Origin of the sequence: Weissella soli (assembly GCF_001761545.1) — a bacterium.
GTDB lineage: Bacteria > Bacillota > Bacilli > Lactobacillales > Lactobacillaceae > Weissella > Weissella soli.
This window is the reverse complement of record NZ_CP017326.1, coordinates 101,098-114,193: the sequence shown is the minus strand read 5'-3', so window position 1 is coordinate 114,193 and position 13,096 is coordinate 101,098. Positions and strand designations below refer to the sequence as shown.

Genomic DNA, 13,096 nt, shown 5'->3' with positions numbered 1-13,096 from the left:
CAAAAATAAGTGTGTCACCAAAACATAACAAAACCCCATAAGTTGGCGTAAATCCAACCGATGGGGTTTTGTTATGTTTTTAAAGGAAACGCCAATTTCTACTGTGACGGAATGCCGATCTGATGTTCCGCAAAGTGAAATTTGGCTAAAAAAAATCCCACACGCTACACTGCGCGACTCGTTAACGAGCCATTCAACCTAGACTTGGGTTAAACCCAGCATCGTAACAGTTTATGCAGTATAGCATGGAGATTTAAAAGATGATTATTTAAATTGAATTAACTAACGTATTAGTCAACCAATTCCAAGATAACCATTTGTGCAGCGTCACCACGACGTTGTACAGTCTTCAAAATACGAGTGTAACCACCCGCGCGGCCTTCGAAACGAGGTGCAACATCGTTAAACAAATGTTGCAATGCCGTTTCAACCTTAACCTTGTTGTCTTCAGTAGTTTCTACGTCAGCAACAATGTTACGCAAGAAAGCAGCAGCCTTACGACGTGAAGCCAAATCACCATGCTTACCCAAAGTGATCATCTTCTCGGCAGTGCGGCGAACTTCCTTAGCGCGTGCTTCAGTAGTTTCAATACGACCATTTACTAACAATGCAGTAGTCAAGTCGCGCAACAAAGCCTTACGTTGTGAGCTAGTGCGTCCCAACTTACGGTATGACATGAGTCAATCCTCCTTTTTCTGGTATTCTATCGGTAGTTTGTAAGGATCTCAACACCCTTCAAACTATTTTAATTCTAATCTTCCTTGCGGAATCCCAATCCAAGCAACGCAAGCTTTTCTTGGATTTCGTCAAGTGATTTCCGACCGAGGTTGCGAACCGCCATCATTTGAGATTCTGTACGATCCGTCAACTCTTGAACAGAGTTGATTCCGGCCCTTTTGAGACAATTATAAGAACGAACTGACAAGTCCAATTCTTCAATTGGGCTATCGGCATGCTTAGGTGCCTCAGCTTCTTCCTTCTCTGCCATCACTTGTGTAGTTACCGCGCGCTCTGACAATTCAACAAATTGAGTCAAATGATCTGAAAGGATACGAGCACCCAATGAAATTGCTTCCGTTGGCGTCAATGATCCATCAGTCCAGATGTCCAAAGTCAACTTATCAAAGTCGTCACGTTGTCCGACACGCGTGTTTTCAACTTGGTAGTTGACGCGCTCGATTGGGGTAAAGATTGAATCAATTGCTAGAACGCCAATTGGCATTTCATCATGCAATTCCTTATTCTGGTCACCTGACACATAACCACGTCCACGTACAGCAGACAAAGTCATGTGCAATGTAGCCCCAGCCGCAACCGTAGCAATGTACAAATCTTTATTCAAGATCTCAACATCACTATCTCCAGCAATGTCACCGGCCGTTACCGTAGCAGGACCAGTCACATTGATTTCGAGCGTTTTCTCTTCATCACTGTCGATGCGCATTGAAACCTTTTTTAGGTTCAAAATAATTTGCGTGACGTCTTCAACAACACCTTCGATCGTTGAAAATTCATGCAAAACTGTATCAATTTGAACAGAATTAATAGCAGCACCTGGCAATGATGACAACAATACACGGCGTAGTGAGTTACCAAGCGTAGTTCCGTAACCGCGCTCAAGTGGCTCAACTACAAACTTGCCGTAATTACTATCTTCTTCAACCAGTGTGATCTTTGGGTTTTCGAATTCAAGCATACTGTTTGTTACCCCTTTCAAAGCATTGTAAGTGACCTATTTGCAACAATGCAAATTAGACACGACGACGCTTTGGTGGACGTGAACCGTTGTGTGGTACTGGAGTAACATCCTTGATAGCTGTTACATCCAAACCAGCAGCGGCCAACGCACGGATAGCAGATTCACGACCTGAACCAGGTCCCTTAACAGTTACTTCAACTGTCTTCATTCCGTTATCCATAGCTCCCTTAGCAGCAGCCTCAGCAGCCATTTGCGCAGCAAATGGTGTTGACTTACGGCTACCCTTGAATCCAAGAGAACCAGCTGATGACCAGGCAACAGCGTTACCTTGTACATCAGTGATCATTACAATCGTGTTGTTGAATGTAGCATGGATGTGTGCAACACCAGCTTCAATATTCTTTTTTACACGACGCTTACGATTAGTACGACCTGCCATGATTAAAGTAATCTCCTTTCTATTTAGAGTTTAATTACTTCTTCTTACCTGCAATCGCAACAGCTGGGCCTTTGCGCGTACGAGCATTGTTCTTCGTGTTTTGACCACGAACAGGCAAGCTCTTACGGTGACGAATGCCGCGGTATGATGCGATTTCTTGCAACTTCTTAATGTTCAATGAGACTTCACGACGCAAGTCACCTTCCACCTTGATACCATCAACGATGGCACGGATGGCGTCTTCTTGGTCAGGAGTCAAATCACGAACACGGACGTCTTCAGAAACGTTCGCTTCTGCCAAAACCTTCTTAGCAGTAGTGTTACCGATTCCGTATACGTATGTCAATGCGATCACGATACGCTTATCGCGAGGCAAATCAATACCAGCAATACGAGCCATTACTATTACCTCCTATAGTAAATTTAAGTTATGGCAACATGTACATGTTGCCATGTTTAATTCAAGGTACTAATTAGGCACCTTGACGTTGCTTGTGCTTGGGATTTGAGCAAATCACCATCACACGACCGTTGCGACGAATAACCTTACAGTTATCACACATTGGCTTAACAGATGGACGAACCTTCATGGTATTTACCTCCTTGAATTAATTAAAAAACGATTGATTACTTGAAACGATAAGTAATACGTCCCTTTGTCAAATCGTAAGGCGACATTTCTACTGTCACGCGATCTCCAGGCAGAATACGAATAAAATTCTTTCGGATCTTCCCAGAAACGTGAGCAAGAATGGCGGCGCCGTTTTCCAATTCAACGGTAAACATGGCATTTGGCAAAGTTTCCTTTACCACACCAGAAATTTCAATAACATCGTTGGCCACGTTTATGCCTCCTTCGTGTTACACCAGAGAACGCAACAATACATTATAACATGGCCTGCTATATTTCTACAACAAACCATTGATATAAATATTAAGCGTTCTTCAAACTATCGAGCAGTTCTTTTACATCAGCGAAGATTGCGTTAAGTTCACCGGCACCATCGATTTTGTGAAGAATACCCTTCTTCTCATAAAAATCGGCAATTGGTTCAGTTAGCTTACCGTTGACTTCCAAACGATTCTTAATTACTTCGGGTGTGTCGTCTGCACGACCACGTGCCATCATCCGCTCAACCAATACGTCTTCTGATGCAGTAAAGTATAATACACCATCCAACTTACGGTCTTGCTTTGATAACATCTCATCCAAAGCAACTGCTTGATCCAAGTTACGGGGGAATCCATCAAGAATGAATCCAGCCTTAGTATCGTCTTCAGCTAAACGCTCCTCAACAATACCGTTCGTAACTTCATCAGGAACTAAGTTTCCGGCGTCCATAAATGACTTAGCCTTCAATCCCAATTCCGTTTCGTTTGCCATTGCGGCACGGAACATATCTCCCGTACTGATGTGTGGCAAAGCGTAAGTTTCAACAATCTTTGCAGCCTGGGTACCCTTACCAACACCTGGTAAGCCCAACAACATGATATTCAAACTCATTTTGTTTTTGCTCCTTCTTGAATGAAACCGACGTATTGCCGTTTCATCATTAATCCTTCTAGTTGACGAATCAAATCAATAGCAACACCGATAACAATCAATAATGAAGTACCAGACATGCCAAGATTACTATCCAACCCAAAGTAATGAGTGGCTAAGATTGGTGCCAAGGCAACAAACCCTAAAAACAGTGCGCCGACCACAGATAAACGGACAAGCAAGCCAGATAGCCACTTTTCAGTCGCTGGTCCGGGCCAAACGCCGACAATATAACTTCCTTGCTTTTGTAAGTTCTCGGCAACCTTTTCAGGATTAACCTGAACGAAGGCATAGAAGAACGTAAACAAAACAATGAGAAGCGTGTACAACAACCCACCTTGGATTGTTTGCATAGACAACCAATCCATCAAAGTTGTGTACCAATTAGTCGTACCATACTTACTTGAAAAAGCTTGCAAGATGGTTTGTGGTGTCACCAAAAGTGATGACGCGAAGATCACTGGAATAACTCCAGCAACGTTAATCTTCAATGGTAAGTACGATGAATCACCAGATCCGACTGAACGACGCGTATATTGCATTGGAATCTTTCGAATAGCTTGGTTAAACCAAGTAACAAAAGCGATGACAATCAAGAAGATTAACATCAAACCAATCACTAACGCCCATCCACGTGTTTGATCAGAGCTTTGGAACACATTTTCTTTGACTAATTGAACGACCCCTGCTGGAACACGCGCAATAATTCCAGCAAAAATCAACATTGAGACACCTTGGCCGAGGCCTCGTTCAGTGATCATCTCACCCAACCAAACCGCGAACATCGTCCCTGATGTCAAAAGAAATCCAATCAAGAGATACGTTTGCCAATTTGGTGTTGAAACCAATTGGACTTGACTCAATTGATTGAACCCAGCTGTAATACCGATTGACTGTACAAAAGCTAGGACGATGGTCAAGTAACGAGTGACTTGGTTTAACTTACGTCGTCCCACTTCACCTTGTTTCGACCATTCGACAAATCGTGGCACAATGTCCATTTGGAGAAGTTGTACCACGATTTGAGCAGTAACGTATGGTGAGACACCCATTGCGAACAATGAGTAATTCGTCAAGCCACCACCGCTAAACATATTCAAAATGCTGCCGAGCCCAGAATTTGCAACCTCACTAAGTGCGGCAGGATTAATTCCTGGTACAGTAATGTACGCACCTAGACGGTAGACAATCAAAATCATTAAAGTAAAGAATAATTTCTTACGAATATCCTTTTCCTTAAGTGAATTGAGCACGGTTGTTAGCATTAGATTTCCTCGATCTTTCCACCAGCAGCTTCGACAGCTGTCTTTGCTGATGCTGAAAACTTGTGGGCCTTGATAGTCAATGACTTCTCAAGTTGGCCATTAGCCAAAATCTTAACGCCTGACAATTCCTTCTTGATGATACCAGCTTCAACCAATACGGTTGGAGTCACTTCAGTACCATTGTCGAATTGGTTCAATTGGTCCAAGTTCACAACTGCATATTCCTTGCGGTTGATGTTAGTAAATCCACGCTTTGGCTTACGACGGAACAAAGGCATTTGTCCACCTTCGAACCCCAAACGTACTTTACCACGAGCCTTTTGACCCTTTTGACCACGACCAGCAGTCTTTCCATTACCTGAAGACTCACCACGTCCAACACGGTTGCGAACGTGACGTGCGCCTTCGGCAATTGTAAGCTCATTAAGCTTCATTGGGTTTTTCCTCCTTCAAAGCAATTTTGTGCTTACTTGACGATTTCAACTTCAATCAAGTGAGCAATCTTGAAAATAGCGCCACGCGTTGCTGCGTTGTCAGGCAACACAACTGATGAAGAAACCTTGTTCAATCCAAGGCTCTTAACAATTGCACGTTGCTTTGGCAAACGGTGGGCAGCACTCTTTACAAGTGTAACTTTAACTTGTTCAGCCATGATTCTGCCTCCTTACTCTGCCAAGTGCTCTAATGAGACCTGACGCAAATCAGCAACTTCTTCAGCGTTCTTCAATTGGTTGATTGCTTCGAAAGTTGCACGTACAACGTTGATAGGTGTTGATGAACCAAGTGACTTAGCAGTCACGTCGGCAACACCGGCCAATTCCAAAACGGCACGAGCAGCACCACCGGCAGCTACTCCAGATCCTTCTGTGGCAGGCTTAACCAAAATGCGGCCACCACCGAAGATACCCAATGCAGAGTGAGGAAGAGTTGTACCAACAGTTGGAACAGCAATGATGTTGCGCTTTGCAGCTTCAACAGCCTTACGGATAGCCTCAGGAACTTCTTGAGCTTTACCTGTACCAAAACCAACGTGACCATTACGGTCTCCAACTACAACCAAAGCGGCGAAACGCAAGCGGCGTCCACCCTTAACAACCTTAGTAACACGGTTGATGGCTACGACGTTTTCTTCGAGCTCACCAAGTGTCTTAGGATCGATATATGCCATGATTATTTTTCCTCCTTCCCTTAGAACTTCAAGCCAGCTTCACGAGCAGCTTCGGCCAAAGCCAAAACACGTCCGTGATATAGGTAACCACCACGATCGAAGACAACGTCTTCAATACCAGCAGCTTTAGCACGATCAGCGATCAATGCTCCTACTTTAGCAGCTTGCTCAGTCTTTGGTGCAGTTTCAACTGCTGCATCCAAAGTTGAGGCACTAGCAAGCGTCACACCCGCTACGTCATCAATTAATTGCGCGTAGATGTTCTTGTTAGAACGGTAAACGTTCAAGCGTGGGCGCTCTGCAGTACCGGAAATCTTTCCACGAACGCGCGCGTGTCGACGTTGACGCGCCTTGTTCTTGTCTGACTTCGTAATCATTGTTCGTAACCTCTTTTTTTAAAATCCGAAAGATATACTAAATAAGTAAATACGAGACGTTGCGTCCTCGCTTATCAGAACAGGCATACGATATGAGTCCACTTTGGGAATTGTGCTTCACGATCCTCAAAGTGGGCCCACATCGTAATGTGATGCTTGAGATGAATACTCAAGCACTTTGCCTGCCACACCCTGATAAATTACTTACCAGTCTTACCTTCCTTACGTGCAACGTATTCATTTTCGTAACGGATACCCTTACCCTTATAAGGTTCTGGGGCACGTACGGCACGGATCTCAGCAGATAAATCTCCAACCTTTTGCTTTGAAATTCCTGAAACAATGATAGTCAATGAATCAGGTACTTCAACAGTCAAACCATCACGGTCTTCGAATTCAACTGGGTGTGAGTAACCAACGTTCAAAACAAGCTTATCGCCTTGCTTTGCAGCACGGTAACCAACACCAACTAGCTTCAAAGTCTTCTTGAAGCCTTCTGAGACACCCTCGACCATGTTAGCAACATTGGCACGCGTAGTACCATGCAAAGCCTTGATACGACCATCATCGGATGGACGCTCAAACTTTACGTCAGCACCGTCAACAGAGAAAGTAATCTCTGGTGCGATTTCGCGTGACAATTCACCCTTAGGTCCCTTAACAGTAACAACGTCACCTTCACGCTTTAATTCAACGTTGGCAGGCAAAGTCAAAATCTTGTTACCAATACGACTCATCGTAGGATACCTCCTTTTTTAGTTTTTTTATTACCAAACGTAAGCCAATACCTCGCCACCAATTTGCTTGGCGCGAGCTTCCTTATCGGTGATAACACCTTCAGAAGTTGAGATGATAGCAATTCCCAAACCGTTCAAAACCTTTGGCAATGAATCGGCTTTTACGTATGAACGCAATCCTGGCTTTGAAATACGCTTCAAACCAGTGATGACACGTTGCTTATCAGCACCATACTTAAGGAAGACGCGGATAACGCCTTGCTTATCATCATCAATGTATTCAACGTCACGAACAAAGCCTTCGTTCTTCAAGATCTCGGCGATGTCCTTCTTGATCTTTGATGCAGGTACCTCAACAGAATCGTGACGAACCATGTTGGCGTTACGAATGCGAGTCAAAAAATCTGCAATTGGGTCAGTCATTGACATTGATGTTGCCTCCTTTATAAATTTCTACTGATCAACAGTTTTGTTTTCTATTACTTTGCGAAAGGCATACCCAATTGAGTAAGCATTTCACGTCCCTCTTCGTCTGAGTTAGCAGTCGTTACAATAACGATGTCCAACCCGCGAACACGATTAACTTGATCGTAATCGATTTCTGGGAAAATAAGTTGCTCACGAATTCCCAATGTGTAGTTTCCACGACCATCAAAGGCCTTTGGTGAAACTCCACGGAAGTCACGAACACGTGGCAATGAAACGTTGATCAACTTATTCAAGAAGTCATACATACGCTCACCACGCAAAGTAACTTTAGTACCGATTGCCATACCCTCACGCAAACGGAAGCCAGCGATTGACTTCTTGGCGCGAGTGATAACTGGCTTTTGACCAGCAATCAATTCTAATTCAGCAACAGCTTCATCTAAGTTCTTTGAGTTTGATACGGCGTCACCAACACCCATGTTCAAAACGATCTTTTCGATCTTAGGAACTTGCATTGGTGATGTGTAGTTGAACTTTTCAATCAATGAAGGTTGAACTTCATTAACGTACTTTTCTTTTAGCAAACTTGCCATGATAATGATTTCCTCCTTTCACCGATAAATTACAAAGTCGTTCCAGACTTCTTTGAAACACGTACCTTCTTACCATCTTCAATCTTGAAGCCAACACGAGTTGGTTCATTAGTTGAAGGGTCAAGCAATTGTACGTTTGATACGTGGATAGGAGCTTCTAGCTCGATAATTCCACCTTGTGGGTATTGGTTATTAGGCTTTTGGTGCTTCTTAATCATGTTCACACCCTCAACAACAACACGGTCCTTTGCAGCGATAGTCTTTACGATAACGCCTTCTTTGCCCTTGTCCTTGCCGGCGATAACCTTAACCTTGTCACCAGTCTTCACAAACATGCGAGGCTTCCTCCTTGATTTATTGATGGTAATTACAATACTTCAGGTGCCAAAGACACGATACGCATGTAATCATTGTCACGCAACTCACGCGCAACAGGTCCGAAGATACGAGTTCCTACTGGACTCTTATCATCTTTAACGATAACGGCAGCGTTCTCATCAAACTTGATGTATGAACCATCTGCACGGTGCATTCCTGAAACAGTACGAACGATAACAGCCTTTACGACGTCACCCTTCTTTACAGTACCACCAGGAATGGCTTGCTTAACGGTTGCCACGATCATGTCACCAATGTTGGCAAACTTACGACCTGAACCACCCAAAACCTTGATAGTCAAGATTTCACGTGCTCCTGAATTGTCAGCAACTTTCAAACGACTCTCTTGTTGAATCACGATTATGTCCTCCTTCCGCTATTGGTAAAATGCGAGATTAAACGATTAGATAATAACGGCCTTCTCGACGATTTCTACCAAACGGAAGCGCTTTGTAGCTGATGTTGGACGCGTCTCCATGATGCGTACAATATCACCTTGCTTAGCTTCGTTGTTTTCATCGTGAGCCTTAAACTTCTTCGTGTACTTAACACGCTTACCATAAACTGGGTGGTTCTTGTATGTTTCGATAGCGACAGTAATTGTCTTTTCCATCTTATCTGAAACCACGCGGCCTTGGTAAACCTTACGTGTATTACGAGCTTCAGTCATCTTGGTCTCCTCTCTTCTAACTACTTGTTCAATTCTTGTTGACGAATCACTGTCTTAATACGGGCAAGTTGCTTACGCACTTCAGACAAACGAGCCGTGTTCTCAAGTTGACCTGTAGCTAATTGGAAACGCAAGTTGAACAATTCTTCCTTGTAGCTCTTTTCCTTGGCCACCAACTCAGCTGCGCTGAGGCCCATGATTTCGTTTTGTAAATCCTTGGTCTTCATTATTCACCCTCCACTTGGCGAGTTAAGATCTTAGTCTTAACTGGCAACTTGTTAGATGCAAGGCGCAAGGCTTCGCGGGCAACTTCTTCAGTAACTCCGCCAACTTCAAACATAACCTTACCGCGCTTAACAGGTGCAACCCAACCTTCTGGAGTACCTTTACCGTTACCCATTCGAACTCCGACACCCTTAGAAGTGTAAGCCAAGTGTGGGAAAATCTTAATCCAAACTTGACCACCACGCTTCATGTAACGTGTCATAGCGACACGAGCGGCTTCGATTTGACGGTTAGTAATCCAGCTTGAAGTTGTAGCTTGCAAACCGAATTCACCGAATGTAACTGTCTTACCACCCTTAGCTTCACCACGCATGTGGCCACGGTGTGGACGACGGTACTTTACACGCTTAGGAACTAGCATGTTACTCGCCTCCTTGCTTCTTGTTCTTCTTCTCAGGCAAGATATCACCGCGGTAAATCCAAGTCTTTACACCTAGTTGACCGTAAGTAGTAGTTGCCTCATCCCATGAGTAGTCAATGTCCGCACGCAATGTGTGCAAAGGAACAGTACCCTCAGTATATTGCTCGATACGAGCAATATCAGCTCCATTCAAACGTCCAGCAACTTGTGTCTTGATACCCTTGGCACCAGCACGCATTGCACGTTGAATAGCACCACGCATTGCACGACGGAACGCAACACGGCGCTCCAAGTCAGCTGCAATTTGTGCACCAACCAAGTGGGCGTCCAAATCAGGCTTCTTGATCTCGATGATGTTGATGTGTACACGTTCACCAGCAGCCACTAAACGTGACAACTCGCTACGCAATGCATCAACTTCTGATCCACCCTTACCGATTACCATACCTGGCTTTGCAGTGTGGATTGAGATGTTTACGCGGTTAGCAGTACGCTCGATTTCGATGCGTGAAACTGATGCGTCAGCCAACTTTGTATTGATATAATTACGCAACTTTAAATCTTCATGCAAAGCAGTTGCGTAGTCCTTCTTGTTTGCGTACCACTTGGCATCCCAGTCGCGGATGATGCCGACACGCATACCAGTTGGGTTAATCTTTTGACCCATGACTCAATCCTCCTTACTTTTCTGTTACCACAATAGAAATGTGGCTTGTACGCTTATTGATTGGTGATGCTGATCCCTTGGCACGTGGACGGAAACGCTTTAGCGTTGGTCCTTCGTTGGCAAAGGCTTCGGCAACTACCAAATCTTCGCGATCTAATGAGAAGTTGTTCTCAGCATTTGCTACTGCTGAGTTCAACACCTTGTATACATCTACTGAAGCGTGGTTTGGCAAAAATTGCAAAATTGCAAATGCCTCAGCAACACGCTTACCACGAATTTGGTCAAGCACTAGGCGGACCTTACGTGGTGCGACACGAACAATCTTTGCTGTGGCGCGTGCTGACGTAATTTGTTCAGCCATTGTTTAGTCCTCCTTTATTACTTACGCTTGCTCTTTTTATCATCCGCTGCGTGACCATGGAAAGTACGCGTAGGGACAAATTCACCAAGCTTGTGACCGACCATGTCTTCTTGTACCAAAACTGGTACGTGCTTACGACCATCGTAAACGGCAAAAGTCAATCCAATGAAGCTTGGGAAAATCGTTGAACGACGTGACCATGTCTTGATGACTACTTGCTTTTCTGAAGCGTTGGCTTCTTCAACCTTCTTCAACAAGTGAGCGTCAGCAAATGGTCCCTTCTTCAGGCTGCGACCCATAATGAAGTCTCCTCTCGTATGCTTTGTTTCTTAATTAGGCTAATAATCAGGAGATTACTTGCTCTTGCGACCACGAACGATAAACTTGTTTGAACGAGCATTAACGTTACGTGTCTTCTTACCAGCAGTCTTCTTACCCCATGGTGACATTGGACTTGGGCGTCCGACAGGAGCCTTTCCTTCACCACCACCGTGTGGGTGATCGTTAGGGTTCATAACTGATCCACGAACGTGTGGACGTTGACCCTTCCAACGCTTACGACCGGCCTTACCCCAGTTGATCAATGAGTGTTGTTCGTTTCCAACAACTCCAACTGTGGCACGGGCAGTAGCCAAAACCATACGAACTTCGCCTGAAGTCAAACGAAGCAAAACGTACTTTCCTTCTTTACCCAACAATTGTGCAGATGCACCAGCTGAACGGGCCAATTGGCCACCCTTACCAGGCTTCAACTCGATGTTGTGCACTTGAGTTCCATCAGGAATGTTTGCCAATGGCAAAGCGTTACCGATCTTGATATCGGCTTCAGGACCAGATTGAACAGTCATACCGACTTCCAATCCCTTAGGCGCCAAGATATATGCTTTAGTACCATCAGTATATTGCAACAAAGCAATGTTAGCAGTACGGTTTGGATCGTATTCGATCGCAACAACCTTAGCTGCAACGTTGTCCTTTGTACGCTTAAAGTCGATGATACGGTATTGACGCTTGTGTCCACCACCGCGGTGGCGAACTGTCATGTGTCCGTATGAATTACGAGCACCAGTGTTTGACTTTGATTCCAACAAGCTCTTTTCGGGCGTCGTCTTTGTGATCTCAGCAAAGTCTGAGCTAGTCATGTTACGACGACCGTTAGAGGTTGGCTTGTACTTCTTGATAGCCACGCTAATTTCCTCCTACTTAGTTTTCGTTGAACAATTGAATGTCCTTAGAAGCTGCAGTCAACTTAACAGTTGCCTTCTTACGCTTCTTAGTGTATCCAGCGAAACGTCCTTGACGCTTCAACTTACCACGTACGTTTGCAGTGTTGATCTTTTCAACCTTAACGTCAAAAATTTCTTCAACTGCGCGCTTGATTTGTGGCTTAGTAGCACGAACATCAACTTCAAACGTGTAACGCTTTTCATCCAAAACGTTCATCGTTTGTTCAGTGATGACCGGGCGCAAAATGATATCGCGTGCGTCCATTATGCCAAGACCTCCTCAACTTGTGACAAAGCTGATTCTACAATAACCAGCTTATCGTTGTTAATAACGTCAAGAACATTAACACCCTTAGCAGTCATGATAGTAACATTTTCCAAGTTACGTGCTGCCAATGCGGCGTTAGTGTTGTTATCGTCAACAACTACCAATGTCTTTTCGTTTACGTTCAAGTTGTTCAAAACAGCCTTGAATTCCTTAGTCTTAGGTGCGTCGAATGACAATGCATCAACAACTACCAAAGCTGAATCCAATACCTTTTGTGACAACACTGACTTCAATGCCAAACGGTAAACCTTCTTAGGCAACTTGTAGGCATATGAACGTGGCGTAGGACCGAAGACGATTCCACCACCACGCCATTGTGGAGAACGGATTGAACCTTGACGGGCACGTCCAGTTCCCTTTTGACGCCAAGGCTTCCTTCCACCACCACGAACAGCTGAACGGTTCTTAACGGCGTGAGTTCCTTGACGCAATGATGCACGTTGCATCAAAACAGCGTCTGTAATGACATTATTGTTTGGTTCGATTCCGAAAACTGAATCATTCAATTCAACTTCACCGGCATTTGAACCATCTTGCTTAAACAAAGCAACCTTAGTCATGTTTATATCC

General features: G+C 44.4%; 26 protein-coding genes. All 26 read right to left on the bottom strand.

Features of this window, described 5'->3' with window-relative positions; translation table 11 throughout:
* Positions 1 to 290 precede the first annotated feature (290 nt).
* The 26 genes from rplQ to rplD all read right to left on the bottom strand — a co-directional run bounded on the left by rplQ (position 291) and on the right by rplD (position 13,086).
* Positions 291 to 677, bottom strand: a complete 387-nt coding sequence (rplQ, locus tag WSWS_RS00610) for a 50S ribosomal protein L17 (RefSeq protein WP_070229445.1) — start codon at positions 675 to 677, stop codon at positions 291 to 293.
* 74 nt (positions 678 to 751) lie between these two features.
* The gene (locus WSWS_RS00605) at positions 752 to 1,696 is read right to left on the bottom strand and encodes a DNA-directed RNA polymerase subunit alpha (RefSeq protein ID WP_070229444.1); all 945 of its coding nucleotides are present in this window, start codon (positions 1,694 to 1,696) and stop codon (positions 752 to 754) included.
* A gap of 55 nt (positions 1,697 to 1,751) precedes the next feature.
* Positions 1,752 to 2,138: a 30S ribosomal protein S11 gene (rpsK, locus tag WSWS_RS00600; protein ID WP_070229443.1), complete on the bottom strand. Its 387-nt coding sequence runs from the start codon at positions 2,136 to 2,138 to the stop codon at positions 1,752 to 1,754.
* A 34-nt stretch (positions 2,139 to 2,172) separates the two neighbouring features.
* On the bottom strand, positions 2,173 to 2,538 hold the full coding sequence (gene rpsM, locus WSWS_RS00595) for a 30S ribosomal protein S13 (RefSeq protein ID WP_070229442.1): 366 nt from the start codon (positions 2,536 to 2,538) through the stop codon (positions 2,173 to 2,175).
* Positions 2,539 to 2,611: 73 nt separating this feature from the next.
* On the bottom strand, positions 2,612 to 2,728 hold the full coding sequence (gene rpmJ, locus WSWS_RS00590; protein WP_070229441.1) for a 50S ribosomal protein L36: 117 nt from the start codon (positions 2,726 to 2,728) through the stop codon (positions 2,612 to 2,614).
* Between the two features lie 37 nt (positions 2,729 to 2,765).
* Entirely contained in the window at positions 2,766 to 2,981 is a 216-nt protein-coding gene (infA, locus tag WSWS_RS00585) for a translation initiation factor IF-1 (RefSeq protein ID WP_004560246.1), read from the bottom strand.
* Positions 2,982 to 3,072: 91 nt separating this feature from the next.
* On the bottom strand, positions 3,073 to 3,642 hold the full coding sequence (locus tag WSWS_RS00580; protein ID WP_070229440.1) for an adenylate kinase: 570 nt from the start codon (positions 3,640 to 3,642) through the stop codon (positions 3,073 to 3,075).
* Positions 3,639 to 4,946 (bottom strand): preprotein translocase subunit SecY, encoded by a 1,308-nt coding sequence (gene secY / locus WSWS_RS00575; RefSeq protein WP_070229439.1) that lies wholly within the window; start codon positions 4,944 to 4,946, stop codon positions 3,639 to 3,641. The genes WSWS_RS00580 and secY overlap by 4 nt, the downstream gene beginning before the upstream one ends.
* Positions 4,946 to 5,380 (bottom strand): 50S ribosomal protein L15, encoded by a 435-nt coding sequence (gene rplO / locus WSWS_RS00570; RefSeq protein ID WP_070229438.1) that lies wholly within the window; start codon positions 5,378 to 5,380, stop codon positions 4,946 to 4,948. The genes secY and rplO overlap by 1 nt, the downstream gene beginning before the upstream one ends.
* 32 nt (positions 5,381 to 5,412) lie before the next feature.
* Positions 5,413 to 5,598 (bottom strand): 50S ribosomal protein L30, encoded by a 186-nt coding sequence (gene rpmD, locus WSWS_RS00565; RefSeq protein WP_070229437.1) that lies wholly within the window; start codon positions 5,596 to 5,598, stop codon positions 5,413 to 5,415.
* Positions 5,599 to 5,610: 12 nt separating this feature from the next.
* The gene (gene rpsE, locus WSWS_RS00560; RefSeq protein ID WP_070229436.1) at positions 5,611 to 6,114 is read right to left on the bottom strand and encodes a 30S ribosomal protein S5; all 504 of its coding nucleotides are present in this window, start codon (positions 6,112 to 6,114) and stop codon (positions 5,611 to 5,613) included.
* A 20-nt stretch (positions 6,115 to 6,134) separates the two neighbouring features.
* A complete protein-coding gene (gene rplR, locus WSWS_RS00555; RefSeq protein WP_070229435.1) occupies positions 6,135 to 6,491 on the bottom strand; it encodes a 50S ribosomal protein L18 in 357 nt (118 codons plus the stop codon).
* Between the two features lie 200 nt (positions 6,492 to 6,691).
* Positions 6,692 to 7,228 (bottom strand): 50S ribosomal protein L6, encoded by a 537-nt coding sequence (rplF, locus tag WSWS_RS00550; protein WP_070229434.1) that lies wholly within the window; start codon positions 7,226 to 7,228, stop codon positions 6,692 to 6,694.
* A gap of 30 nt (positions 7,229 to 7,258) precedes the next feature.
* Positions 7,259 to 7,657, bottom strand: a complete 399-nt coding sequence (gene rpsH, locus WSWS_RS00545; RefSeq protein WP_070229433.1) for a 30S ribosomal protein S8 — start codon at positions 7,655 to 7,657, stop codon at positions 7,259 to 7,261.
* 50 nt (positions 7,658 to 7,707) lie between these two features.
* Positions 7,708 to 8,250 (bottom strand): 50S ribosomal protein L5, encoded by a 543-nt coding sequence (gene rplE / locus WSWS_RS00540; RefSeq protein WP_070229432.1) that lies wholly within the window; start codon positions 8,248 to 8,250, stop codon positions 7,708 to 7,710.
* Positions 8,251 to 8,279: 29 nt separating this feature from the next.
* Entirely contained in the window at positions 8,280 to 8,585 is a 306-nt protein-coding gene (gene rplX, locus WSWS_RS00535) for a 50S ribosomal protein L24 (RefSeq protein WP_070229431.1), read from the bottom strand.
* Between the two features lie 32 nt (positions 8,586 to 8,617).
* Positions 8,618 to 8,986, bottom strand: a complete 369-nt coding sequence (gene rplN / locus WSWS_RS00530; RefSeq protein WP_070229430.1) for a 50S ribosomal protein L14 — start codon at positions 8,984 to 8,986, stop codon at positions 8,618 to 8,620.
* Positions 8,987 to 9,031: 45 nt separating this feature from the next.
* Entirely contained in the window at positions 9,032 to 9,298 is a 267-nt protein-coding gene (gene rpsQ, locus WSWS_RS00525) for a 30S ribosomal protein S17 (protein ID WP_070229429.1), read from the bottom strand.
* A gap of 20 nt (positions 9,299 to 9,318) precedes the next feature.
* Positions 9,319 to 9,525, bottom strand: coding sequence for a 50S ribosomal protein L29 (gene rpmC, locus WSWS_RS00520; RefSeq protein ID WP_070229428.1), 207 nt, complete (start codon positions 9,523 to 9,525; stop codon positions 9,319 to 9,321).
* Positions 9,525 to 9,944 carry a 50S ribosomal protein L16 gene (gene rplP / locus WSWS_RS00515; RefSeq protein ID WP_070229427.1) on the bottom strand — a complete coding sequence of 140 codons (420 nt, stop codon included), beginning with the start codon at positions 9,942 to 9,944 and terminating at the stop codon, positions 9,525 to 9,527. The genes rpmC and rplP overlap by 1 nt, the downstream gene beginning before the upstream one ends.
* A 1-nt stretch (position 9,945) precedes the next feature.
* Positions 9,946 to 10,611, bottom strand: a complete 666-nt coding sequence (gene rpsC, locus WSWS_RS00510; RefSeq protein WP_070229426.1) for a 30S ribosomal protein S3 — start codon at positions 10,609 to 10,611, stop codon at positions 9,946 to 9,948.
* A 13-nt stretch (positions 10,612 to 10,624) separates the two neighbouring features.
* Positions 10,625 to 10,972 (bottom strand): 50S ribosomal protein L22, encoded by a 348-nt coding sequence (gene rplV / locus WSWS_RS00505; RefSeq protein ID WP_070229425.1) that lies wholly within the window; start codon positions 10,970 to 10,972, stop codon positions 10,625 to 10,627.
* Between the two features lie 17 nt (positions 10,973 to 10,989).
* On the bottom strand, positions 10,990 to 11,271 hold the full coding sequence (gene rpsS, locus WSWS_RS00500; protein ID WP_070229424.1) for a 30S ribosomal protein S19: 282 nt from the start codon (positions 11,269 to 11,271) through the stop codon (positions 10,990 to 10,992).
* Positions 11,272 to 11,325: 54 nt separating this feature from the next.
* Positions 11,326 to 12,159 carry a 50S ribosomal protein L2 gene (gene rplB, locus WSWS_RS00495; RefSeq protein ID WP_070229423.1) on the bottom strand — a complete coding sequence of 278 codons (834 nt, stop codon included), beginning with the start codon at positions 12,157 to 12,159 and terminating at the stop codon, positions 11,326 to 11,328.
* 16 nt (positions 12,160 to 12,175) lie between these two features.
* Entirely contained in the window at positions 12,176 to 12,463 is a 288-nt protein-coding gene (rplW, locus tag WSWS_RS00490) for a 50S ribosomal protein L23 (RefSeq protein ID WP_070229422.1), read from the bottom strand.
* A complete protein-coding gene (gene rplD, locus WSWS_RS00485) occupies positions 12,463 to 13,086 on the bottom strand; it encodes a 50S ribosomal protein L4 (RefSeq protein WP_070229421.1) in 624 nt (207 codons plus the stop codon). Before rplD ends, rplW begins: the two co-directional genes overlap by 1 nt.
* Positions 13,087 to 13,096 lie beyond the last annotated feature (10 nt).

Coding starts and splice junctions, on each gene's coding strand:
- rplQ (WP_070229445.1), bottom strand. CDS start 677: ATGTCATACCGTAAGTTGGGACGCACTAGCTCACAACGTAAGGCTTTG.
- WSWS_RS00605 (WP_070229444.1), bottom strand. CDS start 1,696: ATGCTTGAATTCGAAAACCCAAAGATCACACTGGTTGAAGAAGATAGT.
- rpsK (WP_070229443.1), bottom strand. CDS start 2,138: ATGGCAGGTCGTACTAATCGTAAGCGTCGTGTAAAAAAGAATATTGAA.
- rpsM (WP_070229442.1), bottom strand. CDS start 2,538: ATGGCTCGTATTGCTGGTATTGATTTGCCTCGCGATAAGCGTATCGTG.
- rpmJ (WP_070229441.1), bottom strand. CDS start 2,728: ATGAAGGTTCGTCCATCTGTTAAGCCAATGTGTGATAACTGTAAGGTT.
- WSWS_RS00580 (WP_070229440.1), bottom strand. CDS start 3,642: ATGAGTTTGAATATCATGTTGTTGGGCTTACCAGGTGTTGGTAAGGGT.
- secY (WP_070229439.1), bottom strand. CDS start 4,946: ATGCTAACAACCGTGCTCAATTCACTTAAGGAAAAGGATATTCGTAAG.
- rplO (WP_070229438.1), bottom strand. CDS start 5,380: ATGAAGCTTAATGAGCTTACAATTGCCGAAGGCGCACGTCACGTTCGC.
- rpmD (WP_070229437.1), bottom strand. CDS start 5,598: ATGGCTGAACAAGTTAAAGTTACACTTGTAAAGAGTGCTGCCCACCGT.
- rpsE (WP_070229436.1), bottom strand. CDS start 6,114: ATGGCATATATCGATCCTAAGACACTTGGTGAGCTCGAAGAAAACGTC.
- rplR (WP_070229435.1), bottom strand. CDS start 6,491: ATGATTACGAAGTCAGACAAGAACAAGGCGCGTCAACGTCGACACGCG.
- rplF (WP_070229434.1), bottom strand. CDS start 7,228: ATGAGTCGTATTGGTAACAAGATTTTGACTTTGCCTGCCAACGTTGAA.
- rpsH (WP_070229433.1), bottom strand. CDS start 7,657: ATGTCAATGACTGACCCAATTGCAGATTTTTTGACTCGCATTCGTAAC.
- rplE (WP_070229432.1), bottom strand. CDS start 8,250: ATGGCAAGTTTGCTAAAAGAAAAGTACGTTAATGAAGTTCAACCTTCA.
- rplX (WP_070229431.1), bottom strand. CDS start 8,585: ATGTTTGTGAAGACTGGTGACAAGGTTAAGGTTATCGCCGGCAAGGAC.
- rpsQ (WP_070229429.1), bottom strand. CDS start 9,298: ATGACTGAAGCTCGTAATACACGTAAGGTTTACCAAGGCCGCGTGGTT.
- rpmC (WP_070229428.1), bottom strand. CDS start 9,525: ATGAAGACCAAGGATTTACAAAACGAAATCATGGGCCTCAGCGCAGCT.
- rplP (WP_070229427.1), bottom strand. CDS start 9,944: ATGCTAGTTCCTAAGCGTGTAAAGTACCGTCGTCCACACCGTGGCCAC.
- rpsC (WP_070229426.1), bottom strand. CDS start 10,611: ATGGGTCAAAAGATTAACCCAACTGGTATGCGTGTCGGCATCATCCGC.
- rplV (WP_070229425.1), bottom strand. CDS start 10,972: ATGGCTGAACAAATTACGTCAGCACGCGCCACAGCAAAGATTGTTCGT.
- rpsS (WP_070229424.1), bottom strand. CDS start 11,271: ATGGGTCGCAGCCTGAAGAAGGGACCATTTGCTGACGCTCACTTGTTG.
- rplW (WP_070229422.1), bottom strand. CDS start 12,463: ATGGACGCACGCGATATCATTTTGCGCCCGGTCATCACTGAACAAACG.
- rplD (WP_070229421.1), bottom strand. CDS start 13,086: ATGACTAAGGTTGCTTTGTTTAAGCAAGATGGTTCAAATGCCGGTGAA.